Origin of the sequence: Paracoccus versutus, from assembly GCF_000763885.1 — a bacterium.
GTDB lineage: Bacteria > Pseudomonadota > Alphaproteobacteria > Rhodobacterales > Rhodobacteraceae > Paracoccus > Paracoccus versutus.
Genome location: NZ_JRKO01000001.1, coordinates 1 through 22500 on the forward strand (window position 1 = coordinate 1; position 22500 = coordinate 22500).

A 22500-nucleotide genomic window follows, 5' to 3' on the forward strand; every position below is an offset into this window, starting at 1 on the left:
CGACCGGGGTGGGCGGCGCCTCGGCCGGCGGCTCGGGCGCGCAGGCGGCAAGCAGCGCCAGCAAGGCCAGCGCAAGGGGCAGGGGCAGGCGAGATTGGGCTGGCAGGGTCACGGCGTCTTTGCTGCGGGGGTTGCGGATCGGGCGCTGGCCGAGGCGAGGGTCTTGCGCAATTCGGCCTCCATCACCTTCAGATCCTCTTCGGCGGCGGCGCGGCGGGTGCGGCCTTCGTCGGCGATGCGCAGGCTGTCCTCGATGGTCGAGATCAGCTCGGCATTGGCGGTGCGCACCGCCTCGATGTCGAAGACGCCGCGCTCCACCTGGGTGCGGATCTGGGCATTGGCCTCGCGCAGGTTCTTCGCGTTGGCGGTCAAGAGGTCGTTGGTCAGGTCGTTGGCTTCCTTGACCGCGCGGGCGGCCTCGGCGCTGCGCTGGATGGTGACGGCCTGGGCCAGCTGCGTTTCCCACAGCGGCACGGTGTTCACCAGCGTGGAATTGATCTTTGTCACCAGGGACTTGTCGTTTTCCTGCACCAGCCGGATCGAGGGCAGCGACTGCATCGTCACCTGCCGGGTCAGCTTGAGGTCGTGGACCCGCCGCTCCAGGTCGTCGCGGGCCGAGCGCAGGTCGCGCAGCTCCTGCGCCGCCATGACCTTGTCGTTCTCGGCCGCGGATTCGACGGCGGCTTCCCTGGCGGGGATCTCGTCGCGGTCGATCTGCGCCAGCTTCTCCTCGCCCGCGGCGATATAGAGCGCCAGTTCGTCATAGAAGTTCAGCGTGCGCTCATAAAGCAGGTCCAGCGACCTGATGTCCTTGAGCAGCCGGTGCTGGTGCTGGTCCAGATCCATGGCGATGCGGTCGATCTGGCCCTGCACCTCTTCGTAATTGGCCACGAACTTGGCAAAGGGCGCGGTGCGGCCCAGCAGCCTTTCCCACCAGCTGCGCTCGCGCCGCACGTCGAGTTCGCTGACGGAAAAGCCGCGGATCGTGGTCACGATCTCGCGCAGCGACTCGCCGGCGGGGCCCACGTCCTTGTTCTTGACGTCGGCCAGCATCGCCTGGCTGATTTCCTGCAGCTCGTTCTGGGCGCGGGCGCCGAAATGCACGATCGAGCCCGAGTCGCGGATGTCGACCTCGGCCATGCGCTTGCGGATCTCCTCGGCGATGGCGGGCTCGGCCTCGGTCAGCGTCGGCGCGGCGGCGGGGGGTTCGGGCAGGACGACCGCGGTCACGGTCTGGATCTCGTCCAAGGCGGCTTGGGCGCTGGCCTGCGTCTGGGTGGTCATCCGGCGTCGTCCTTTCGTGATGGAACAAGGGCCCGGTTGCAGAATAGGCCGTTTGCAGCCGAGTTCAACGAGAGGCCGGCGCGAAGGTTCCCTTTGCCTTTCCGGTGTTGCCATCCTGCCGGAAAGCGGGCGCGCGGCGCGGCGAATCGCCGGGCAGCCGCGCATGAAAAATGGCGGCCCCGGCCAGCGGGACCGCCACGCATCGCCCGGACGGGGCGCGCTACTGCGGCTTGACCAGGACCAGGTCGTTCGGGCGGCGCTGGCTTTCGGGCAGCGCGAGGTAGCGGTCATGGTCCGAAACCGTGATCAGCCGCGCCACATTGCCCTCGCGCGCGGCCCGCAGGTTCTGCGCGCTGGTCCGCTCCAGCTCGCCCAGCGTCGTCGCCAGCGCCGAGGCCAGGAACAGCGATTTCGCCTCGAACACCTTGGCGACATAGTGGTTGTAGCCCTCGATGGTCCAGGTCGTGCCCGCCCGCTCGCCCTCGCCGTTCACGATCAGATCCAGCGACCAGCCGCCCTGCGCATCCGTCGTCGCCTCGACCTTCTGCGTCACCACCCGCAGCCCGCCGTCGAATATGTCCGAGCCCTGAAGCGTCGCGACGATCTTGCCCGCCGCGATCGGCGCAAGCGTCGCATCCATCAAAACGCCCCTGACTGTGGCTTTGTTCGGCATCTCACCCTCTCCTCATCCGAATGGCGCCGCATTATCCGGCGCGGCGCGGCGCGTTGCAGGATGGCGCCGTGCAACGGCCGGTCAGGGCGCGTCCTGCGCCAGGGGGACGCGGTTCTGGCGCCAGAGGTCGGGCGTGGTGCCCTCGGTCTCGCGGAAGACGCGGATCAGGTGCGAGGCGTCGCAAAAGCCGGTCTCCTCGGCGATGCGGGTGACGGTGCGGTCGGTGCGCGCCAGCAGCATGCGCGCCTGCGCCAGCCGGATGCGGATCGAGGCATCGGCGGGCGGAAGGCCCAGGTCGGCGTTGAAATGCCGCTCCAGCTTGCGCCGCCCGACGCCCAGATCCTTGGCGATGCGGGCGATGGACAGCGGCGCATGCAGGTTCTGCTGCATGGCCAGCAGCGCGCGGCGCACGAGCGGGTCACGGGCGTTGAGTTCCAGCGGCAGGCCGGGCTGGGGCCGGTCGCCGGCCATCGGCTCGTCGATCATCAGGATCGACAGCGCCTTGCGCGCGGCGGCGCGGCCCAGGTGGCGGTCGACCAGGAAGGCGGCCAGATGCGCCGCGCTGACCCCGCCCGAGCAGGAAATCCGGTCGCGGTCCACCACGAAGATCTGGTCCGAGACCGGGCGCATTCGCTCGAACTCGGCCAGGAAATCCTGGTGGTGGAACCAGCTGACGCAGCAGCGATAGCCGTCCATCAGCCCGATGCGGGCCATGGCGAAGACCCCGGTGCAAAGCCCGCCAAGCGCCACCCGCGCCAGGGCGGCGCGGCGCAGGAAGGCGGCCTGGTCCGGCGAAAGGCCCGGCCCCCCGTCGATCAGCCCGCCGACGGTGATGATGTAGTCGAAGCGGGTGGGGTCGCCCAGCCGCTCCTCGGGTTCGATGCGCATGCCGCAGGAGGATTGCACCGGCGCCATGTCGGGCGAGAGCACGCGCCAGCGGCAGCGGATCGGCCGCGAGCCGTCGCCGTCGTCGGCCGCCAGCCGCAGCACGTCCACGAACGTGGCAAAGGCCGACAGCGTGAAGCGCGGCGTCAGCACGAAGCCGATGCGCAGTCGCGGCTGGTTCGGGTCGGGCGAGGGATCGTGTTCGGGCATCTGTCGCGATTCGTCCATGGATGGCGTCGCGATCATGCCATGTTTTCGCCATTTATCCAGAGCCGGCGCGATCAATCCTTGGTGGCCAGGACCATGGTGGCCGCCGAGGCCTGGGCCGCATCCTCGGCCTCGTCGCCGGCCTCGACCAGTTCGCGCGCCTCTTCCTCGTCCTCGTCCTCCAGCGCGGGCGGATCCTCGCCGGCCAGGAAATTGCCGAATTTCTGCAGGCCGGGGATGTGTTCGGCCAGAACCCGCATCACCACCAGCAACGGCACGGCGACGATCATGCCGATCACCGACCAGAGCCAGGCCCAGAGCGCGACGGTCAGGAACACCACCACCGTGTTCAGCTGCAGGCGGCGCGAGACGAAATAGGGGGTGATGAGCTGGCCTTCCAGCGCGGTCAGGCCCAGGTAGGTCAGGCCGACCATCAGCGGCGTGAACAGGTCGTCGAAGACGAAGACCCCGACCAGCGTCGCGATGATGATGCCGGCGACCGAGCCCAGGTAGGGGATGAAGTTCAGCAGGAAAGCCGCCAGCCCGAACAGCACCGGGCTGGGCATGCCCCAGGCCCACATCGCCAGCCCGATGGCCAGCCCCAGGCAGGCGTTGATCAGGGTGATCGCGCCCAGATAGGTGCCCAGGCTGTCCTCGATCTCGCGCAGCGCCAGGTAGGCCGCGCGCTTTTCGCGCATGGAATCGAAGCTCTGCACGATCTTGAGGTAAAGCAGGTCGCCCGAGGAGATCAGGAAGAACAGCAAAAACAGCGTGAAGATGATCTGCCCGACCAGCGCCGGCCCAAGGTCCAGCGCGCTGGCCAGCGTCGAGGTCTCGGGGGTGGCGTTCACCTCGACCTGGATCTGCTGGTCGGGCGGCTGCGGCGCACCGGGGGCGGGGATCGCGCTGAGCGTGCCGGTCAGCGTCGCGTCGGGCAAGGTTTCACCGGGCGGCATGGCCGGTTCGGGCGGGGAGGAACCGCCGCCGGCGATCTCGTCGATCTTTTCGGCGGCGCGCTCCAGGCCGCGGAAATTGCTGCGGATCTCGGTAAAGCGCTGTTCCAGCCGCTCGGTGATTTGCGGCGCGTTCTCGATCAGCCGGTTGGCCGGGCCCGAGATGACGAAGCCGATCAGCACCACCGCCACCACCAGCCCCAGCGAGACGATGGCGGCGGTGACGATGGCGCCGACGCCCAGCCGCTCCATCAGCCGGCGGAAGGGCACGAAGACGAAGAACAGCAGGATCGCCAGCGTCACCGGCATCAGGAAGCTGCGCGCCTGCGCGAAGAAGCTGAAGAGCAGGATGAGGAAGATGCCGATCACCGCCCAGTTCGCCACCTTGGCCACGCCCTTGTCGGTGGGGGCGGAAAAGGGAAACATGTGGCTGCGGCGTTCCTGATCTGGCGGCATGCGTCCCCTCCCCCGTTCCGCGCCCCCCGTGCGGCGCCGAGGGAAACGCCAGGCCCGCGGCCGGGTTCCCCCGCCGCGGGCGTTTTCGGCAAGCCGTCCGGGCCGTGCCTAGAGCGGGTGGTCGCCCGAGGCGTCGATGACGCGGGTGGGCAGGCCCAGGTCGCCCAGCAGCTCCAGGAAGGGGCGGGCGGGCAGATCCTCGACATTGACCATGCGCTTCACGTCCCAGGTGCCGCGCGCGACCAGGATCGCCGCAGCGACCGGGGGCACGCCCGCGGTATAGCTGATGCCCTGGCTGCCGACCTCGTTATAGGCGTCCTTGTGGTCGGCGACGTTGTAGATGAAGACCTCGCCCGGCTTGCCGTCCAGCGTGCCCTTGACCAGGTCGCCGATGCAGGTCTTGCCCTCGTAGTCGGGCGCGAGGCTGGCCGGGTCGGGCAGCACGGCCTTGACCACCTTCAGCGGCACGACCTCCAGCCCCTCGGCGGTCGTGACCGGCTGCTCGGAAAGCAGGCCGAGGTTCTTCAGCACGGTGAAGACATTGATGTAATGCTCGCCGAAGCCCATCCAGAAGCGCACGTCGGCGTCCTTGTAGCGGGCCGAGAGGCTGTGGACCTCGTCATGGCCGGACAGGTAGGCGGTGCGCTTGCCGACGACGGGCAGATCCCATTCGCGGCCGACCTCGAACATCTGGTTCTGCCGCCATTCGCCGCCTTGCCAGGAATAGACGGTGCCGGTGAATTCGCGGAAGTTGATCTCGGGGTCGAAATTGGTCGCGAACCAGCGGCCATGGCTGCCGGCGTTGATGTCGACGATGTCGATCGAGTCGATCTTGTCGAAATATTCGTCCTCGGCCAGTCGGGCATAGGCGTTGACCACGCCGGGATCGAAGCCCGCGCCCAGGATGGCGGTGACGCCGGCCTTCTCGCAATCCTCGCGCCGCTTCCATTCGTAGTTGGCATACCAGGGCGGCGTCTCGCAGATCTTGGCCGGGTCTTCGTGGATCGCGGTGTCGATATAGGCGGCGCCGGTCTCGATGCAGCCCTGCAGCACGGTCATGTTGACGAAGGCCGAGCCGACGTTGATGACGATGCCGGCGTCGATCTGGCGGATCAGCGCGGCCACGGCGGCGCTGTCCATGGCGTCCAGCGGATGGGCGGTGAATTCGACCGAATGGCCTTTCTCACGAATGCTCGCGATGATCTTCTCGGCCTTGGACACGGTTCGGCTGGCGATATGCAGCGTTCCGAATTCCTTGGCGTTCTGCGCCACCTTATGCGCGACCACCTGGGCGACGCCGCCGGCGCCGATGATGAGCACGTTCTTGGCCAATTCAGTCTCCTTTTCGGGGCTGGGAAAGGGGATGGCTTGCGCCTGTTCAGGACAGGCTGGCTTTGTAGTCGTCATAGGTGAACCGGCGGACCTGGCGGATCGTTCCGTCCTCGTCCCGGATCGCGATCGAGGGCATGCCCACGCCGTTGAACCAGTTCTTCTTGACCATGGTATAGCCGCCGGCATCGGCGATGCTGATGCGGTCGCCGACCTTCAGCGGCCGGGGAAAGCGGCCCTCGCCGAAGATGTCGCCCGCGAGGCAGGTCTTGCCCGCGACCTGCCAGGGATGCTCGCCGTCCTGCGGCAGCTTGGCGGTTTCACGATAGATCAGCAGGTCGAGCATATGCGCCTCGATGCTCGAGTCGACGATGGCCACGTCCTTGCCGTGGTGGATGGTGTCCAGCACCGTCACCTCAAGCGAGGTCGAGCGGGTGATGCTGGCCTCGCCCGGTTCCAGGAAGACCTGCACGCCAAAGCGCTCCGAGAACGCCCGCAGCCGGTCGGCAAGCCGGTCCAGCGGATAGCCTTCGCCGGTGAAATGGATGCCGCCGCCAAGGCTGACCCAGTCGAGCTTTTCCAGGAAGCCGCCGAACTCGGCCTCGATCCGGCCCAGCTGCGCGTCGAACAGCTCGAAATCGGCATTCTCGCAATTGTAGTGGATCATCACGCCCGAGATGCGGTCCAGCGCCGCCTCCAGCCGGTTCAGATCCCATTCGCCCAGCCGCGAGAAGGGGCGGGCCGGGTCGGCAAGGTCGAAGCCCGAGGTCGAGAAGCGCGGGTTCAGCCGCAGTCCCATGGCGATGCCGCGCCCGGCCGCCTTGGCCCCGAAACGGTCGAGCTGGCCCAGGCTGTTGAAGATGATCTTGTCGGCGTAACCCAGCGCCTCGTCGATCTCGTGATCGGCCCAGGCGACGGAATAGGCGTGGGTTTCCTTGCCGAATTCCTCGTGCCCCAGCCGCAGCTCGAACAGCGAGGACGAGGTGGTGCCGTCCATGAAGTCGCGCATGAAGTCGAAGGCCGACCAGGTGGCGAAGCATTTCAGCGCCAGAAGGCATTTCGCGCCCGAGCGTTCGCGCAGATAGCGGATTCGCTCCATGTTCACCCGCAGCTTCGCGAGGTCGATCAGGTAATAGGGCGTCTGCAGATCGGACATGGCGCGGAACCTCTGGCCTTGCGACCGTGAAAGCGGAAAACGAATGGCTCATTTAGGGCCACGGGCCGCATTTCGCAAGAAAGCGTGACGGGCGTGTGACGGCGGGTGCGATGGACGGGTGCGTCAGATGCGCAATCGCACCGGCTGGCCCGTGCGCACCGATTCGTCCGCGGCCAGGCAAACGGCGAGCGAGGAGACCGCGTCGCGCATGTGCCGCTCCAGGTCCATGTCCCCGGCGATGGCGCGGGCCATGAAGGCGGCCTCGGCGTCGCAAAGCTGCTGGTGGCCGGGTTCGTCGCGCATCGAGATGTCGTGGTCCGGTTCTCCGACGCGGTGCAGGCGCAGGGTCGCGGTGCGGGTATGGGTGTCGATGTCGTCCGAGCGCGCGTCCTGGGGCATGCGGATGCTGACGGCGCCGCGCGGGCTGACCACGTCCTTCACGAAAAAGGCGGTGTCGGACATCATCGGCCCCCAGCCAGCCTCGTACCAGCCCAGCGAGCCGTCCTGGAACAGCACCTGGAAATGGCCGTAGTTGTACATGTCCGCCGCGATCTCGTCCGAAAGGCGCAGGCCCATCCCCCGCACCTCGACCGGCGGCGCGTCGGTGATCTGGCACATGACGTCGACGTAATGCACGCCGCAATCGACGATGGGGGGCGTGGTGCGCATCAGCGCCTTGTGGACCTGCCAGGTCGGGCCGGAGCTTTGCTGGTTCAGGTTCAGCCGGAAGACATAGGGCCCGCCCAATGCGCGCGCCTCGGCGATCAGGCGCTGCCAGCTGGGATGGTGGCGCAGGATGTAGCCGACGACCAGCTTGCGGCCGGTCTCGCCCGCGCATTCGGCCACGCGGCGGGCGTCCTCGACCGTGGTGGCCAGGGGCTTTTCGACAAAGACATGCGCGCCTGCCCGCATGGCGGCGATGGCATATTCGGCATGGCTGTCGGAATAGGTGGCGATCACCGCCACGTCGGGGCGCAGGCGGTGCAGCGCCTCGTGGAAGTCCTGGCTTTGCGGGATCGCGGCCAGTTCGGGCGGCAGGTCCACGGGCGAGCGGTTGACCAGGCCGACGATCTCGGCCCCCGGTTGCTTCAGCCAGGCCAGCGCGTGGCTGCGCCCCATGTTGCCCAGGCCGGCGACCAGCACCCGCATGGCCTAGTCGTCCACGATCGACAGGATCTTGGGCAGGGCGGGGCAGGGCAGCAGCTGGTTGCGGGCCACGTCCGCCAGCGTGTGGTTATGCAGGAACACATAGACATGCGCCGACAGGCTTTCCCACAGCCGGTTCGACAGCGTCTGCGCCCGCGAGCCCGAGACCCCGCCCGAGGCGCCGGCGCCGACATGCAGCGCGCTGACGGTTTCGTCCACCGCCTCCAGCACGTCGGCGACGCGGATCGTCTCGGGCGCCTTGGCCAGCCGGTAGCCGCCGCCCGGCCCGCGCACCGAATCGACCAGCCCGGCCCGGCGCAGGCGGACGAAGAGCTGCTCCAGATAGGGCAGCGAGATGTCCTGCCGCTTGGAGATCTCGGCCAGCGAGGTCAACTCGTCGCCCTTGGCGATGGCCAGGTCGACCAGGGCGACCATTGCGTAACGTCCCTTGGTGGACAGTTTCATCTTGCCTCTCCTCCAGCCGCAAACCATTGACGACGCGTAAGCCAGGGGCTAATTCCCCGGCGCCGTCCTTGAATGCGTCTTGCCTATGTCGGGCGCGCTTCCCAGATTGACGATCTAGAGCCGCGCCGTCACAGGGTCAAGGAACCCGAGTTTCAAAGGAAGCCCATGCCCGAACTGATTTTCCCCGGTCCCGAAGGTCGTCTGGAAGGCCGCTATCACGCGCAAGCCGCGCCCGACGCCCCCATCGCCATCATCCTGCACCCGCATCCGCAATATGGCGGGACGATGAACAACCGGGTCGTCTACAACCTGCACTATGCCTTCCACCGCATGGGCTTCACCGTCATGCGGTTCAACTTCCGCGGCGTCGGCCGCAGCCAGGGCGAGTTCGACCAGGGCATCGGCGAGCTGTCGGATGCCGCCTCGGCGCTGGACTACCTGCAGGCGATGAACCCCAATTCCAAGCATTGCTGGGTCGCGGGCTTCAGCTTCGGCGCCTGGATCGGCATGCAGCTTCTGATGCGGCGGCCCGAGATCACCGGCTTCATCTCGGTCGCGCCGCCGGCGAACATGTATGACTTCTCGTTCCTCGCGCCCTGCCCCTCCTCGGGGCTGATCATCAACGGCACCGCCGACCGCGTGGCGCCGCCCAAGGACACCCATGCGCTGGTCGGCAAGCTGCGCGAGCAGAAGGGCATCACCATCACCCATGAGGAGATCGAGGGCGCGGACCATTTCTTCCGCGACGACGAGGCGCATATGAAGCCGATGATCGACACGGTGCAGGCCTATGTGCGCCGCCGCCTGACCGAGAACACGCGATAGGGAACCGGGCCGGCCCGGCCGGCCTGGGGCTTTGCCATGACCGACCTGACCCTGCGCTTTGCCTTCCTGACCGAGGCCGACCGGCTGAAATCGGTCGAGCGGGCGAATGTGCTGATGGACCTGTCGCGGCCGGAAAACAGCGCCGAGCACAGCTGGCACGTCGCGCTCTATGCGCTGGTCTTCGGCGCCTCGGACCGCGCCATCGCCATGCTGCTGCTGCACGACCTGGTCGAGATCGACTGCGGCGACCATCCGATCCACCTGGCCCATGACATGGCCGCCGTGCAGGCGGCCGAGGAAGCCGCGGCGCGCCGGCTGTTCGGCATGCTGCCGGGCGGCGAGGCGCTGATGGCCCTGTGGCAGGAGTTCGAGGCGGGCGAAAGCCCGGATGCCCGCATGGCCAAGCGCATGGACCATGTCCAGCCGCTGTTCCAGGTGCTTTGCGCGCCCGAGCCCCTGGCCGATCATGTCGCCATCGTGCGCGACAACATGACCTCGGGCCGCGCCCGGCGGCTCTGGGCGGAATGGCCCGAGGCGATGGAGGCGGCGCAGGCCCTGCTGGAGGGTTGCGCGCCCTGCGGCGAACTGGCGCAGCGCCTGGCCTTCCTGGCCGAGGTCGACCGGCTGAAATCGGTGCTGCGCGCCAGCCTGCTTTGCGACGGCTCGCGGCGCGAGAACAGCGCCGAGCACAGCTGGCACCTGGCGCTTTACGCGCTGGTCATGGCGCCCCATGCCAGGCCGGCGGTGGAGATCGGCCGGGTGATCCGCATGCTGCTGATCCACGACCTGGTCGAGATCGACACCGGCGACGTGCCGATCCACGCCCAGAACGGCGCCGCCCATCACGGCACCGCGCAATTGCAGGCCGAGGCCGAGGCGGCCGAACGGATCTTCGGCCTGCTACCCGCGCCCCAGGGGGTTGAATTGCGCGCGCTCTGGGCCGAGTTCGAGGCGAACGAGACCCCCGACGCGGTCTTTGCCAAGTCGCTGGACCGGGCGCAGCCGGTGATGCAGAACATCGCTTCGGGCGGCGGCACCTGGGCGGAATACCGCGTGACCTATGCCCAGCTGGTCGAGCGCGTGGGCCTGCGCATCGAACGCGGCGCGCCGACGCTGTGGCACTGGCTCAGCGAAAGCGCGCAGGTGTATTTCACCGCAAGAACCGGCGGCTAGCGTTTCAAACCCCGGCTTGCTGCCTCGTGGCGCAGGGTTTCGGCGGTGATCTCGATCAGGAAGGGCGGCTTTTCGCCCCGTTCGTCCGGGCTGTAGTCGCGCCAGGGCAGGTTGCGGTATTCGTCCAGGAACTCGATCCGGCAACCCGGCAGGGCGCGCTTGATCGCGCAGGCCAGGAAGAAGCTGCGCAGGTTGATCGCCTTGAAGTGATCGAAGGGCGGCGCGGGCCAGTCCTTGACATGATGGTGGTCGAACCAGGCGTCCTCGTGCGTTTCATAGCAATCGGCCCAGAGTCGGCAGCGCGCCGCCAGGCTGGCCGGAACCGGCAGGATGGCGGGGGCGATGTCGAAGCATCCCTGGTCGTCGCAGAGCCAGACCGCCTCGGCAGCGCAGTCGCCATAGACGCGCAGGTGGAACGGCGGGACCAGGGGGGCGAAACCGGGGGCGGCCCGCTCGGCGCGGATTTCCGCCAGGGTTTTGCGCGCCTTGCGCCGTCACTCGGCGCGGGCCGCGGCATCGTCGGCATACCATGGCATACCGGGCTTTCCTTTCGTTCGGAATGCCGCTATAGCGCGGCCGAGCCGAATCCTAATCGAAGGGACCACCCATGTCGAAGATCAAGGTAGAGAACCCCGTCGTCGAGCTCGACGGCGACGAGATGACCCGGATCATCTGGGACTTCATCAAGCAGAAACTGATCCTGCCCTATCTGGACATCGACCTGAAATACTACGACCTGGGCATCGAGGAGCGCGACCGCACCCAGGACCAGATCACCGTGGACGCGGCCGAGGCGATCAAGCAATACGGCGTCGGCGTGAAATGCGCCACCATCACCCCCGACGAGGCGCGGGTCGAGGAATTCGGCCTGAAGAAGATGTGGAAATCGCCCAACGGCACCATCCGCAACATCCTGGGCGGCGTGATCTTCCGCGAGCCGATCATCTGCAAGAACGTGCCGCGCCTGGTCCCCGGCTGGACCCAGCCCATCGTCGTCGGCCGCCACGCCTTCGGCGACCAGTACAAGGCCACCGATTTCCTCTTTCCCGGCAAGGGCAGGCTGACGATCAAGTTCGTCGGCGAGGATGGCGAGACCATCGAGCACGAGGTCTACCAGGCCCCCGGCGCCGGCGTGGCCATGGCGATGTACAACCTCGACCAGTCGATCATCGACTTTGCCCGCGCCTCGATGAACTACGGGCTGAACCGCGGCTATCCGGTCTATCTCTCGACCAAGAACACCATCCTGAAAGCCTATGACGGCCGCTTCAAGGACCTGTTCCAGAAGGTCTATGAGGAAGAGTTCGAGGCCGAGTTCAAGAAGAAGGGCATCCATTACGAGCATCGCCTGATCGACGACATGGTCGCCTCGGCGATGAAATGGTCGGGCGGCTATGTCTGGGCCTGCAAGAACTACGACGGCGACGTGCAGTCGGATACGGTCGCGCAGGGTTTCGGTTCGCTGGGGCTGATGACCTCGGTGCTGATGACGCCGGACGGGAAGATCGTCGAGTCGGAGGCCGCGCATGGCACGGTGACGCGGCATTACCGCGAGCACCAGAAGGGCAACCAGACCTCGACCAACTCGATCGCCTCGATCTTTGCCTGGACCGGCGGGCTGAAGCACCGCGCCAAGCTGGACGGCAACGCGGCGCTGAAGAATTTCGCCGAGACGCTGGAGAAGGTCACGGTGCAGGCGGTCGAGGACGGCCACATGACCAAGGACCTGGCGCTGCTGGTCGGGCCGGACCAGAAATGGCTGACCACCATGGGCTATCTGGAAAAGGTCGACGAATACCTGAACAAGGCGCTGGCGGGCTGATCCGCCCGGAAAGATGTCGGATTGCGAGGGCCGGGAGGGATCCCGGCCCTTTTCGCATGATCGGCGCGGATTCCGGCGGAGTTGGGAAACGGTGAAGCGGGCAGGAGGCCGCCGGCGGCGCTGCGTCGCGGATTCTTGGGTATTTGGGGAACGAAGAAATCCGGGGGCGGTGCAAAGCCGCTTAACACGCGGCGCGGACTGGAGTATGGGGGCGCCAGGCATAATCCCGGAGGCCCGCCATGAAAGCTGCCGTCATCACCTTTCCCGGATCGAATTGCGATCGCGACCTGGCCGTCGCCCTGCAGCAGGCGGGCGCCGAGGTCGTGCGGGTCTGGCACAAGGACGAGGCGCTGCCGGCGGGCACCGACCTGGTCGCGGTGCCGGGCGGGTTTTCCTTTGGCGACTACCTGCGCTGCGGCGCCATCGCCGCGCATTCGCCCATCGCCGGCGCGATCAAGGCCCATGCGGCGCGGGGCGGCTATGTGCTGGGCATCTGCAACGGCTTCCAGGTGCTGACCGAGCTGAACCTGCTGCCCGGCGCGCTGATGCGCAATGCCGGGCTGCGGTTCCTGTGCCGCGAGACGGTGCTGCGGGTCGCGACCGCGGCCAGCCCCTTTACCGCCGCCTATCGGGCGGGCGAGGAGATCCGGGTGCCGGTCGCCCATCACGACGGCAACTACCAGATCGACGCCGAGGGGCTGGCGGCGCTGAAGGACCAGGACCGGATCGCCTTTACCTATGCGCCGGGCATCAACGGCTCGGTCGAGGACATTGCCGGGGTGCTGTCGGAGAACCGCCGGGTGCTGGGCATGATGCCCCATCCCGAGCGTGCCGCCGATCCGGCCCATGGCGGCACCGATGGCGCGAGGCTTTTTGCCTCGCTGATGCAGGAGCTTGTCGCGGCCTGACTTGAGCGGCGCTCTTTCGCGCACTAGACTGCATCGACCCTTACGAGGGCGGTGCCGGAGGCTCATGCGAGAGGAAGACAGTTCCATCGGGTTCCCGGAAGGCAGGGCGGGTCTGACCAGCCGTTGGGGACTGCGCGGCGTGATCGCCGTGCTGCTGGTCGTGGCCGCGGGCACGATCTGGTTCACCAATGCCTGGCTGACGGCGCGGTTTTCCGAGACGACGCGGGTGCGCACCGAATTGCGCTCGGCGCTTTATACCGGCAACCTGCTGTCGGAATTGCAGCGCACCTCGGTGGTGCCCCTGCTCTTGGCGCGCGACCCGGCGCTGATCTCGGCGCTGTCGGGCAATGATTTCTCGGGCACCTCGGCGCGGCTGATCTCGGCCCAGAAGGAGATCGCGGCGGCCTCGATCAAGCTCTTGGACGCCTCGGGGCGGGTCGTGGGCTCGACCGACCGCAACCTGATCGGCACCAATTACGTGCAGGAGCCGTTCTTCGTCGAGGCGCTGCGGTCGCGGGACACGGTGTTCACCGTCTCGCCTTCGCCGCAGGGGGCCTATGAGTTCACCTATTCCCGCACCGTCATGTCGGACGGGCGCACGCTGGGCGTGGTCGTGGTGGGGGCGGACCTGACCCGGCTGGTGCGGTCATGGGCGGGGATTTCCGATGCGATCGCGGTGACGGACAGCGAGGGGCAGATCATCCTGTCGACCGAGCCGCGCTGGCGCGGGCTGACCCTGCCCGAGGCCCTGGCGGTGCGCTCGGCGCCCTCGGCCATCGCGCGGGCCTTCCAGGTCACGGCGGATTGGGCGGCGACCCCGGCCGATGCCTATGTGCAGGGCCGCGCGGTGATGCAGTCCGAGACCCGCATCCCCTTCCGCGGCTGGAAGATGATCGCCTTCACCACCTACGAGTCGGTGCGCGAGCGGGTGAATGCGGTGCTGGCCATGGTCATCATGGGCTTTGCCATCCTGCTGGCGGCGGTGTTCTATCTGCTGTCGCGCCGGGCGCGGGTGGAATCGGCGGCCTGGATGCGCGAATCGGCCGACCTGCGGGCGCTGAACCTGCGCCTGACGCGCGAGATCGCTGAGCGCGAGCGGATGCAGAAGGAATTGCGCGTGGCCGAGCAGACCGTGCAGCAGTCCAGCAAGCTCGCGGCCCTGGGCGAGATGTCGGCGGGCGTCAGCCACGAGCTGAACCAGCCGCTGGCGGCGATGAAGACCTATCTGGCCGGGGCGCGGCTTCTGTTGCAGCGCGGCCGGGCCGAGGAGGCGCTGTCGAGCTTCCAGCGCATCGACGACCTGGTCGAGCGCATGGGCGCCATCACCCGGCAGCTGAAATCCTATGCCAGGAAGGGCGGCGAGGCCTTTGAGCCGGTGGACCTGCGCGCCGCGCTGTCGAGCGCGCTGGTGATGATGGAGCCGCAGCTGCGAAGCCGCACCATCCGCCTGCAGCGCAACATCCCGCGCTATCCGGTCATGGTCTATTGCGACCGCATCCGGCTGGAGCAGATCATCATCAACCTGCTGCGCAACGCGGTCGATGCGATCAAGGGCCTGCGCGACCCGGCGATCGAGATCACCGTCAGCGCCGGCTCTCACGCATTCTTGTCCGTGCGCGACAACGGTCCGGGTGTATCGGACCTGGAAAATCTGTTTGAACCCTTCTTCACCACGAAGAAGCCCGGAGAGGGGACCGGCCTGGGGCTGGCGATCTCGTCCGGGATCGCGGCCGATTTCGGCGGGCGTCTGACGGCGCATAACGCCTCGGACGAGGGGGGCAGGGGCGCCGTATTCGAACTTGAGCTGCCGCTGCACGATCCCGGCCACAAGGCCGGGACGCGGCTGGCGGCGGAATGAAGAAAAGAGGTAAAGGCCCATGAGCCGCACTTTGAAGATAGCCGTCGTGGACGATGAACCGGACATGCGCGAATCCATCAGCCAGTGGCTGGCGCTGTCGGGCTTCGACGCCGAGACCTTCGCCACCGCCGAAGAGGCGCTGAAGGCGATCGGCGCCGACTGGCCGGGGGTGGTGATTTCCGACATCCGCATGCCGGGCATGGACGGGATGGCCTTTCTCAAGCGGCTGATGGGCATCGATTCGGGCCTGCCGGTCATCATGATCACCGGCCATGGCGACGTGCCGATGGCGGTCGAGGCCATGCGCATCGGCGCCATGGACTTCATGGAAAAGCCCTTCAACCCCGAGCGGCTGACCGAGCTGGTCAAGAAGGCGACCCAGGCCCGGCGCATGACGCTGGACAACCGCGCCCTGCGCCGCGACCTGTCCGAGGGCCAGCAGGTCATGTCCAAGCTGATCGGATCGAGCCCGGTCATGGACCGGCTGCGCGAGGACATCCTGGACCTGGGCCAGGCCGACGGCCATGTGCTGATCGACGGCGAGACCGGCACCGGCAAGACCCTGGTCGCCCATGCGCTGCATGCGGTGGGGCCGCGCGCCTCGAAGAAATTCGTGCCGATCTCCTGCGCGGCCTATAGTGACGAGATCCTTTCGGCCAAGCTGTTCGGCCCGGTCGAGAGCGGGCTGCCCGCGGTCGAGGAGGCCCGCGGCGGCACGCTGTGCCTGGAGGACATCGAGGCGCTGTCCGACCCCCTGCAGGCGCGGCTTCTGGCCTTCATCGCCGAGCAGGGCAGCCCGGCCGAGACCCGGATCATCGCCATTTCCAACGCCCGCGGCGAGGGGCGCCGGGCCGAGGATTCGCTGCGTCCCGACCTGTTCTATCGCCTGACCGCGCTGAAGATCACCCTGCCGCCGCTGCGTTCGCGCGGGGAGGACATCCTGACGCTGTTTACCCGCATGACCGAGCAATTCGCCGAGGAATACGGCTGCGAGCCGCCGCAGGTGACGGCGCAGGAGGCGGCGCAGCTGTTGCAGGCGCCCTGGCCGGGCAATGTGCGCCAGCTGATCAACGTGGCCGAGCGCGCGGTCTTGCAGAACCGTCGCGGCTCGGGATCCATCGCCTCGCTGCTGATGGCCGACGGCGAGGATACGCAGGAGGCGACCACGACCGAGGGCAAGCCGCTCAAGGAATATGTCGAGAGCTTCGAGAAGATGCTGATCGACAATACCATGCGCCGCCACAAGGGCAGCATCGCCGCGGTCATGGACGAGCTGTGCCTGCCGCGCCGGACTCTGAACGAGAAGATGGCGAAATACGGGCTGAGCCGCAGCGATTACCTGTGAGTGGCACGGCTCCGGCCCGGCCGGACATGGGTATTTGGGGAACGGAGAAATAGCCGGGGCGCGGGATCTGGCCTGGGGATTTGCCTGCCGCGGCGCGCCCCTGCCGGGGGGCGGGCGGGATGGGCGGATCGGCAAATCCCGGCGCTTTGTCCAAAAACAGATTGTAACGGCGCGCCCTTCCCCGCTATCTTGCCCCTGTAGGGTGGGCGCCACAACCAATGGTTGCTCGACCTCGCCAGTTTCGCAGCGCGCCAGCCAGCCGCGACACCTGAAAAGTGCCGGTGGTGCCACGCGCGGAAAATCCTGCCCACGCCCCCAGGGGGCCTCTGGGCGACCGTAGATCGCAGCCCCGACCGCGCGAGCGGGATGGGCCAAGAAAGGTAAACAGACGCGATGGATCGCGCAACGCAGCTTGATCGGCAACGGTGGCAGGGGGGTTCCCCGGCCGCCGCGATTGCTGCTGGCGGTGCGGCTTTCGCTGTCCTCTCATGCGGCAGCCGAACCTTGCCCCCGCCACCGTGCGGGCCGGTCCGGCGGCCCGAAAGACGGAAACATGTCAAAGAAAATGCTGATCGACGCCACGCATTCCGAGGAAACTCGGGTTGTCGTGGTGGATGGAACCAAAGTCGAGGAATTTGATTTCGAGACGGTCAACAAGCGGCAGCTTGCTGGCAACATCTACCTGGCCAAGGTGACGCGGGTCGAACCCTCGCTGCAGGCCGCCTTCGTGGATTACGGCGGCAACCGCCACGGCTTCCTGGCCTTTGCCGAGATCCATCCCGATTACTACCAGATCCCCGCCGCCGACCGTAAGGCGCTGATCGAGGAAGAACGCCAGGCCGCCGCCGCCGAGGCCGACGAGGGCGAGAAGAAGCGCAGCCCGCGCCGCCGCAAGCCGGCCAAGGCCGCCGCCGCCGACAGCGGCGATGCCGTCGTGGTCTCGGACGAGATCGCGGGGATGGCCGTGCTGGACCCCTCGGAAGGCGAGGCCGCGGGGGGCGAGGATCTTGCGGTGGCCGTGGCCGAGGCCGCACCGCTGGCGACGGCCGAGGATGCGGCCGCGGTCGCCCGCGGTGCAGCCGACGAGCCGGCAGGCGATGACGCCGCCGAGGACGACGGCATCGAATCGGTCGCCGAGGAGGACGTGGCCGAGGAGATCTCGCCCCCCCGCAAGCCCCGCGCGCGCCGCTACAAGATCCAGGAGGTGATCAAGGTCCGGCAGATCATGCTGGTCCAGGTCGTCAAGGAGGAGCGCGGCAACAAGGGCGCCGCGCTGACCACCTATCTGTCGCTGGCCGGCCGCTATTGCGTGCTGATGCCCAATACCGCGCGCGGCGGCGGGATTTCCCGCAAGATCACCAATGCCGCCGACCGCAAGAAGCTGAAGGAGATCGCCAGCGAGCTGGAGGTGCCGGAAGGCGCCGGGCTGATCATCCGCACCGCCGGCAGCCAGCGGACACGGACGGAAATCCGCCGCGACTACGAATACCTGATGCGACTGTGGGAACAGATCCGCGAGCTGACCTTCAAGTCCATCGCGCCGGCGCCGATCTATGAGGAAGGCGACCTGATCAAGCGCACGATCCGCGATCTCTACAGCAAGGAGATCGACGAGGTCCTGGTCGAGGGCGAGCGCGGCTATCGCACGGCCAAGGACTTCATGAAGATGATCATGCCGTCCCATGCCAAGAACGTGAAGCATTACACCGATCCGATGCCGCTTTACGCGCGCTATCAGGTGGAAAGCTATCTGGCCGGCATGTTCAACCCGGTCGTGCAGCTGAAATCCGGCGGCTATATCGTCATCGGCGTCACCGAGGCGCTGGTCGCCATCGACGTGAACTCGGGCCGGGCCACCAAGGAAGGCTCGATCGAGGACACCGCGCTGAAGACGAACCTGGAGGCCGCCGAGGAAATCGCCCGCCAGCTGCGCCTGCGCGACCTGGCCGGGCTGATCGTCATCGACTTCATCGACATGGAGGAGCGCAAGAACAACGCCGCCGTCGAGAAGCGCTTCAAGGACAAGCTCAAGACCGACCGGGCGCGCATCCAGGTCGGGCGCATCTCGGGCTTCGGCCTGATGGAGATGTCGCGCCAGCGCCTGCGGCCGGGCATGCTGGAATCGACCACGCAGCCCTGCCCGCATTGCCACGGCACCGGGCTGATCCGTTCGGACGACAGCCTGGCGCTGACCATCCTGCGCGCCATCGAGGAAGAGGGCACCCGCAAGCGGTCCCGCGAGGTGCTGGTCAAGGCGCCGGTCGCGGTGGCGAACTTCCTGATGAACGCCAAGCGCGAGCATATCGCCAATATCGAGGCGCGCTATGGGCTGTCGGTCCGGGTCGAGGCCGATCCGGCGTTGATCTCGCCCGATTACGCCATCGAGAAGTTCAAGACCGCGACCCGCAATGTGCCCGAGGTGGTCTCGCCCGTGGTTTCGGTCGATGCCCGGCTGATGGCGCAGATCGACGACGAGGAGCCGGTCGAGGACGAGGTCGAGGAGATCGCCGAGGAGGAAGACCGCGCCGAGGACAGCCATGCCGAGGGGGGCGAGAATGGCGAGGGGGGCGAGAACGGCAGCAAGCGCCGGCGTCGCCGCCGCCGTCGCCGCGGCGGCAAGAACGGCGAGGGCGATGCGTCCCATGCCGAGGACGGTTCGGATCACGCCGAGGAGGGTGCCGAGGATGCGGCCTCTGAAGCCGAGCCGGCCGAGCAACCCGCCGAAGCCGAGGTGACGCCGGCCGAGGTCGTGGCCGAGGCCGAGAATGCGGCCGAAGCCGCCGAGAAGCCGCGCCGCCGCACCCGGACCCGCCGCCGCAAGACGGAAGAGCCGAGCGACGCCGCCGCGGACGCGCCGCAGGCGGGTGTCGAGGCCGGGCCTGCCGTCGAGGCGGTCGAGCCCGTCGCGGAGCCTGTCGTGGAGGCCGCGTCGGCGGATGCTGCGCAGGATGCGCAGGCCGAGGAGCCGATTGCCGAGGCTGCTGCCGATCAGGCGGCCGAGGCCGAGGCGGAGGCGGAAGCTGCCGGACCCGTGGCGACCGACGCCGAGGAAGCCGCAGCCGCGGAACCCGAGGCCGCGGAGCACGAGACCGTCGTGGCAGAGGCCGAATCGACCGTTGCACCCGAGGCCGTGCCGGCACCGGCGCCCATGCCCGAGCCGGCTCCGGCCGCCGCGAACGAAGAGTCGGCGCGTCCCAAGCGTCGCGGCTGGTGGTCCCTGGGCTGATCTGTCGCAGCCTTCCCACGAAAGCGTTACGGGCGCGGGGCTTTCCCGCGCCCTTTCCATGAGCCAAGGTGCCGGACATGTTGGGAATCGAGCTTGCAGACGCCGCCTTTCTGCCCGCCGCGACGGTCGCGCTGCTGGCCGGGATCCTGTCCTTCCTGTCGCCTTGCGTCCTGCCGGTGGTGCCGCCCTATCTGGCCTATATGACGGGGGTCGGCGTTGGCGGGCTGAAGACGGGCGAACGCAGCGCCGTGGTGCCGGCGCTGTTCTTCGTCCTGGGGCTTTCGACGGTTTTCCTGCTGATGGGCATGGCGGCATCGGCCTTTGGCCGGATGTTCCTGCAATGGCAGGACTGGCTGGCGCGCGGGGCCGGGGTGGTGGTCATCATCATGGGCCTGCATTTCCTGCGCATCATCCGCATCCCCTTCCTGGATACCGAGGCGCGGCTGGATGCCGGCGACAAGGGCGGCTCGTCGCTGGGGGCCTATATCCTGGGACTGGCCTTTGCCTTTGGCTGGACGCCCTGCATCGGGCCGCAGCTTGGCATGATCCTGTCGCTGGCCGCCACCGGGGCCGAGGCAGGGCGCGGCGCGGCGCTGCTGGCGGTCTATGCGCTGGGGCTGGGCATTCCCTTCCTGCTGTCGGCCATCTTCGTCAACCGCGCCATCGGGGTGATGAACCGCATCAAGCCGCATCTGAAGCTGATCGAGCGCATGATGGGCGTGCTGCTGGTCGTGGTCGGGGCGGCGCTGCTGACCGGCGCCTTCCCGACCTTTGCCTATTGGCTGCTGGAAACCTTTCCCTGGCTGGCCGCGCTGGGTTAATCCCAGTTCGGTCAATCCCAGTTGGGCGGGCGCTTTTCCAGGAAGGCCTGGATGCCCTCGGCCGTGTCGGGCAGCAGCAGGTTCTCGCAGATCACCGCGCCCGCGGTCTCATAGGCATCCGCAAGGCCCAGGTTGCGCTGCGCGTGGAAGGCGCGCTTGCCCATGCGCACGGCGGCGGGCAGCTTGGCGGCGATGCCGCGGGCCAGGGCCATCGTCTCGGCCTCCAGTGCCGCGGGCGAGGCGACGCGGTTCACCAGGCCCAGCTCGTGCGCCCGCCGGGCGTCGATGAATTCGCCCGTCACCAGCAGCTCGAAGGCGGCGCGCGGCGGAATGGCGCGGGTCAGCGCCACCATCGGGGTCGAGCAGAACAGCCCGATGTTCACCCCGTTCACGCCAAAGCGCACGCCCTCGGCCGCCACGGCCATGTCGCAGCTGGCGACCAGCTGGCAGCCGGCGGCGGTGGCGATGCCCTGCACCTCGGCGATGACGGGCTGGGGCAGGGCCGGCAGCTTCTGCATCATCTGGGCGCAGCGCGAGAACAGCCGTTCATAGGCGGCGCGGCCGTCATCCTCGTCATTGCGGGCGCCCTGCATCTCGCGCAGGTCGTGGCCGGCGCAGAACGCCTTGCCGCGCGCGGCCAGCACCACCACCCGGATGGCGTCCTCCGCCGCGATCTCGTCCAGCGCATCGGACAGCGCGTCGATCATCGCCGTGGACAGCGCGTTGTAATTCATCGGGCTGTTCAGGATCAGGCGCGCAACGGGGCCGTCGTCCTGGCGCAGCACCAGCGGCTGGGGGTTTCCATCCTTCATGCCATTCCTCCTGACGCCACGGCGCGGCTTGTCTTTACCGGGCTTTGCCGGGCAGTCTAGCCGCCGTTCCGGCAGGGGGGAAGCATGGCATTGGCAATGGGCCGCGAGGCGCTGAACGAATTTCTGGACCGGGCATTTCCGCAGATCGCGGGCCAGGTGCGGGTGGAATCGCTGGACGAGACGGGGCTGACCGCCCGGCTGAAGGTGGACGACCGGCACCTGCGCCCCGGCGGGACCGTCAGCGGCCCGTCCATGTTCGCGCTGGCCGACGTGGCGATCTACCTGGCCATCCTGGCCCGCATCGGCGAGGTGGCGCTGGCCGTGACCACCAATGCCTCGATCGACTTCATGCGCAAGCCCGAGGCGGGACGCGACCTGCTGGCCGATTGCCGCATCCTCAAACTGGGCCGCATGCTGGCCGTGGGCGAGGTGCTGATCCGTTCGGACGGGACCGAGGAGCCGGTGGCGCGCTGCTCGATGACCTATGCGATTCCGCCGAAACGCTGATATGGGCGGGGGTTGTTTTGCGGTATTTTGATACCTATTTCACAAGTCATTGATATGGCTGCTGGATTCCAGGCATCGCGCCCTTGACCTGCGCCCGGCTTTTGCCGATATACGCCCATCTCGAATTACAGCCCCCAAAGGGACCGACAGATGAAAACCTATACCGCGAAACCGGCGGAAATCGAGAAGAAGTGGATCCTGATCGACGCCGAGGGCGTCGTTCTGGGCCGTCTTGCCTCGATCGTCGCGATGCGCCTGCGTGGCAAGCACAAGCCGACCTTCACCCCGCACATGGACATGGGCGACAATGTCATCATCATCAACGCCGACAAGGTGCAGATGACCGGCGACAAGCGCGACGCCAAGAAATACTACTGGCACACCGGCCATCCGGGCGGCATCAAGCACCGCACCGCGCGGCAGGTGCTGGAAGGCGCCCACCCCGAGCGCGTGGTGATCAAGGCCGTCGAGCGCATGATCTCGCGCAACAAGCTGGGCAAGAAGCAGATGACCAACCTGCGCGTCTATGCCGGTGCCGAGCATCCGCACGAAGCTCAGCAGCCCGAAGTGCTGGACGTCAAGTCCATGAACGCCAAGAATACCCGGAGCGCGTAAGCCATGGCCGAAGACATCAAAACCCTCGACGATC

20 protein-coding genes (1 of these 20 only partly in view) are annotated in these 22500 nt (G+C 67.6%); 11 read left to right on the plus strand and 9 right to left on the minus strand.

Annotated features, from left to right (window positions below; translation table 11 throughout):
- Positions 1–108 precede the first annotated feature (108 nt).
- The 8 genes from IT40_RS00005 to iscR all read right to left on the minus strand — a co-directional run bounded on the left by IT40_RS00005 (position 109) and on the right by iscR (position 8554).
- Positions 109–1284 carry a toxic anion resistance protein gene (locus IT40_RS00005; RefSeq protein WP_036748986.1) on the minus strand — a complete coding sequence of 392 codons (1176 nt, stop codon included), beginning with the start codon at positions 1282–1284 and terminating at the stop codon, positions 109–111.
- A gap of 220 nt (positions 1285–1504) precedes the next feature.
- Positions 1505–1924: a hypothetical protein gene (locus tag IT40_RS00010; protein WP_243700282.1), complete on the minus strand. Its 420-nt coding sequence runs from the start codon at positions 1922–1924 to the stop codon at positions 1505–1507.
- A 114-nt stretch (positions 1925–2038) separates the two neighbouring features.
- A complete protein-coding gene (locus IT40_RS00015; protein WP_036749313.1) occupies positions 2039–3052 on the minus strand; it encodes a GlxA family transcriptional regulator in 1014 nt (337 codons plus the stop codon).
- 71 nt (positions 3053–3123) lie between these two features.
- Positions 3124–4458 (minus strand): AI-2E family transporter, encoded by a 1335-nt coding sequence (locus IT40_RS00020; protein ID WP_036748992.1) that lies wholly within the window; start codon positions 4456–4458, stop codon positions 3124–3126.
- A 108-nt stretch (positions 4459–4566) separates the two neighbouring features.
- Entirely contained in the window at positions 4567–5790 is a 1224-nt protein-coding gene (locus IT40_RS00025) for a saccharopine dehydrogenase family protein (protein ID WP_036748995.1), read from the minus strand.
- 46 nt (positions 5791–5836) lie between these two features.
- Positions 5837–6943 carry a carboxynorspermidine decarboxylase gene (locus IT40_RS00030; protein WP_036749002.1) on the minus strand — a complete coding sequence of 369 codons (1107 nt, stop codon included), beginning with the start codon at positions 6941–6943 and terminating at the stop codon, positions 5837–5839.
- 123 nt (positions 6944–7066) lie between these two features.
- Positions 7067–8092, minus strand: a complete 1026-nt coding sequence (locus IT40_RS00035; RefSeq protein WP_036749005.1) for a Gfo/Idh/MocA family protein — start codon at positions 8090–8092, stop codon at positions 7067–7069.
- A gap of 3 nt (positions 8093–8095) precedes the next feature.
- Complete coding sequence (gene iscR / locus IT40_RS00040) at positions 8096–8554, minus strand: Fe-S cluster assembly transcriptional regulator IscR (protein ID WP_024845794.1); 459 nt, start codon at positions 8552–8554, stop codon at positions 8096–8098.
- A 165-nt stretch (positions 8555–8719) separates the two neighbouring features.
- Between iscR and IT40_RS00045 the strand changes: the two genes are divergently transcribed.
- The 8 genes from IT40_RS00045 (at position 8720) to IT40_RS00080 (ending at position 20532) form a co-directional block, all read left to right on the plus strand.
- Positions 8720–9379 carry an alpha/beta hydrolase gene (locus tag IT40_RS00045; RefSeq protein WP_036749011.1) on the plus strand — a complete coding sequence of 220 codons (660 nt, stop codon included), beginning with the start codon at positions 8720–8722 and terminating at the stop codon, positions 9377–9379.
- 36 nt (positions 9380–9415) lie between these two features.
- Positions 9416–10552: an HD domain-containing protein gene (locus IT40_RS00050; RefSeq protein ID WP_036749014.1), complete on the plus strand. Its 1137-nt coding sequence runs from the start codon at positions 9416–9418 to the stop codon at positions 10550–10552.
- A gap of 607 nt (positions 10553–11159) precedes the next feature.
- Positions 11160–12374: an NADP-dependent isocitrate dehydrogenase gene (locus IT40_RS00055; protein WP_036749016.1), complete on the plus strand. Its 1215-nt coding sequence runs from the start codon at positions 11160–11162 to the stop codon at positions 12372–12374.
- Between the two features lie 239 nt (positions 12375–12613).
- Positions 12614–13282 (plus strand): phosphoribosylformylglycinamidine synthase subunit PurQ, encoded by a 669-nt coding sequence (purQ, locus tag IT40_RS00060; protein ID WP_036749019.1) that lies wholly within the window; start codon positions 12614–12616, stop codon positions 13280–13282.
- Positions 13283–13346: 64 nt separating this feature from the next.
- A complete protein-coding gene (locus IT40_RS00065) occupies positions 13347–15140 on the plus strand; it encodes a sensor histidine kinase (protein WP_036749022.1) in 1794 nt (597 codons plus the stop codon).
- 19 nt (positions 15141–15159) lie between these two features.
- Complete coding sequence (locus IT40_RS00070) at positions 15160–16485, plus strand: sigma-54-dependent transcriptional regulator (RefSeq protein WP_036749029.1); 1326 nt, start codon at positions 15160–15162, stop codon at positions 16483–16485.
- Between the two features lie 553 nt (positions 16486–17038).
- Complete coding sequence (locus IT40_RS00075; RefSeq protein WP_036749317.1) at positions 17039–19711, plus strand: Rne/Rng family ribonuclease; 2673 nt, start codon at positions 17039–17041, stop codon at positions 19709–19711.
- Between the two features lie 77 nt (positions 19712–19788).
- On the plus strand, positions 19789–20532 hold the full coding sequence (locus tag IT40_RS00080) for a cytochrome c biogenesis CcdA family protein (RefSeq protein ID WP_036749030.1): 744 nt from the start codon (positions 19789–19791) through the stop codon (positions 20530–20532).
- A gap of 11 nt (positions 20533–20543) precedes the next feature.
- Here IT40_RS00080 and IT40_RS00085 read toward each other — a convergent pair whose 3' ends face one another.
- Positions 20544–21344, minus strand: a complete 801-nt coding sequence (locus tag IT40_RS00085; RefSeq protein WP_036749033.1) for an enoyl-CoA hydratase — start codon at positions 21342–21344, stop codon at positions 20544–20546.
- A gap of 84 nt (positions 21345–21428) precedes the next feature.
- On the opposite strand from IT40_RS00085, the gene IT40_RS00090 reads away from it, so the two are divergent.
- From IT40_RS00090 to rpsI, 3 genes are all read left to right on the plus strand, one after another.
- A complete protein-coding gene (locus IT40_RS00090) occupies positions 21429–21851 on the plus strand; it encodes a PaaI family thioesterase (RefSeq protein ID WP_036749037.1) in 423 nt (140 codons plus the stop codon).
- Positions 21852–22001: 150 nt separating this feature from the next.
- A complete protein-coding gene (gene rplM / locus IT40_RS00095; protein ID WP_024845806.1) occupies positions 22002–22466 on the plus strand; it encodes a 50S ribosomal protein L13 in 465 nt (154 codons plus the stop codon).
- A gap of 3 nt (positions 22467–22469) precedes the next feature.
- Positions 22470–22500 carry the 5' end (the start) of a 30S ribosomal protein S9 gene (rpsI, locus tag IT40_RS00100; protein WP_036749038.1) on the plus strand. 449 nt of this gene lie beyond the right edge of the window, so 31 of the gene's 480 nt are visible here — the first part of the coding sequence; it begins with the start codon at positions 22470–22472; its stop codon lies off the right edge, out of view.

Bases quoted from the DNA above. Each gene is read 5' to 3' on its own strand.
- IT40_RS00030 (WP_036749002.1), bottom strand. From the start codon at position 6,943: ATGTCCGATCTGCAGACGCCCTATTACCTGATCGACCTCGCGAAGCTG.
- IT40_RS00010 (WP_243700282.1), bottom strand. From the start codon at position 1,924: ATGGATGCGACGCTTGCGCCGATCGCGGCGGGCAAGATCGTCGCGACG.
- purQ (WP_036749019.1), top strand. From the start codon at position 12,614: ATGAAAGCTGCCGTCATCACCTTTCCCGGATCGAATTGCGATCGCGAC.
- IT40_RS00080 (WP_036749030.1), top strand. From the start codon at position 19,789: ATGTTGGGAATCGAGCTTGCAGACGCCGCCTTTCTGCCCGCCGCGACG.
- IT40_RS00015 (WP_036749313.1), bottom strand. From the start codon at position 3,052: ATGCCCGAACACGATCCCTCGCCCGACCCGAACCAGCCGCGACTGCGC.
- IT40_RS00045 (WP_036749011.1), top strand. From the start codon at position 8,720: ATGCCCGAACTGATTTTCCCCGGTCCCGAAGGTCGTCTGGAAGGCCGC.
- IT40_RS00090 (WP_036749037.1), top strand. From the start codon at position 21,429: ATGGCATTGGCAATGGGCCGCGAGGCGCTGAACGAATTTCTGGACCGG.
- IT40_RS00075 (WP_036749317.1), top strand. From the start codon at position 17,039: ATGTCAAAGAAAATGCTGATCGACGCCACGCATTCCGAGGAAACTCGG.
- IT40_RS00085 (WP_036749033.1), bottom strand. From the start codon at position 21,344: ATGAAGGATGGAAACCCCCAGCCGCTGGTGCTGCGCCAGGACGACGGC.
- IT40_RS00055 (WP_036749016.1), top strand. From the start codon at position 11,160: ATGTCGAAGATCAAGGTAGAGAACCCCGTCGTCGAGCTCGACGGCGAC.
- IT40_RS00020 (WP_036748992.1), bottom strand. From the start codon at position 4,458: ATGCCGCCAGATCAGGAACGCCGCAGCCACATGTTTCCCTTTTCCGCC.
- IT40_RS00035 (WP_036749005.1), bottom strand. From the start codon at position 8,092: ATGCGGGTGCTGGTCGCCGGCCTGGGCAACATGGGGCGCAGCCACGCG.
- IT40_RS00005 (WP_036748986.1), bottom strand. From the start codon at position 1,284: ATGACCACCCAGACGCAGGCCAGCGCCCAAGCCGCCTTGGACGAGATC.
- IT40_RS00070 (WP_036749029.1), top strand. From the start codon at position 15,160: ATGAGCCGCACTTTGAAGATAGCCGTCGTGGACGATGAACCGGACATG.
- IT40_RS00050 (WP_036749014.1), top strand. From the start codon at position 9,416: ATGACCGACCTGACCCTGCGCTTTGCCTTCCTGACCGAGGCCGACCGG.
- IT40_RS00065 (WP_036749022.1), top strand. From the start codon at position 13,347: ATGCGAGAGGAAGACAGTTCCATCGGGTTCCCGGAAGGCAGGGCGGGT.
- rplM (WP_024845806.1), top strand. From the start codon at position 22,002: ATGAAAACCTATACCGCGAAACCGGCGGAAATCGAGAAGAAGTGGATC.
- iscR (WP_024845794.1), bottom strand. From the start codon at position 8,554: ATGAAACTGTCCACCAAGGGACGTTACGCAATGGTCGCCCTGGTCGAC.